Origin of the sequence: Acinetobacter sp. WC-141 (assembly GCF_000313935.1) — a bacterium.
Taxonomy (GTDB): Bacteria; Pseudomonadota; Gammaproteobacteria; order Pseudomonadales; family Moraxellaceae; genus Acinetobacter.
Genome location: NZ_AMSS01000077.1, coordinates 1 through 627, shown reverse-complemented (window position 1 = coordinate 627; position 627 = coordinate 1). Strand labels below are relative to the sequence as shown.

The window sequence follows — 627 nt, the reverse complement described above, 5'->3', positions numbered from 1 at the left end:
AGTGGTTACTGTCCTTATTAATGGGCAAACATATACTGCAACAGTAGATAGTACATCCGGTACTTGGACAGTAAGTGTACCTGGTAGCGCCTTAGCTGCAGATGCAGATCAAACCATTGATGCGAAAGTAACGTTTACAGATGCAGCAGGTAATAGCAGTACTGTTAACGATACGCAAACTTATACAGTGGATACCACTGCACCAAATGCGCCAGTAATTGACCCCGTTAACGGGGTAGACCCGATTACGGGTACAGCAGAACCTGGTTCAACAGTAACAGTGACCTATCCTGACGGTAGTACAGCAAGTGTTGTAGCAGGACCAGATGGTACATGGTCAGTAGATAATCCTGGTGATCTTAAAGATGGTGACAAGGTAACAGCAATCGCAACAGATCCAGCAGGTAACCCATCGTTACCTGGAACAGGTATTGTTGATGCGGTTGGGCCAAATACAGACGGTGTTAACTTCACGGTTGATTCAGTAACATCTGACAACGTGATTAATGCATCAGAAGCAGCGGGTAATGTCACCATTACTGGTGTGTTGAAAAACGTTCCGGCAGATGCGGCAAATACAGTGGTTACTGTCCTTATTAATGGGCAAACATATACTGCAACAGTAGA

Annotated in this window: 1 protein-coding gene; it reads left to right on the top strand. The window is 45.0% G+C overall.

Going from position 1 to position 627, the window contains the following annotated elements; translation table 11 throughout:
* The coding region (locus ACINWC141_RS15035) for an Ig-like domain-containing protein (RefSeq protein ID WP_009392514.1) at positions 1-627 on the top strand (627 nt) is incomplete at both ends.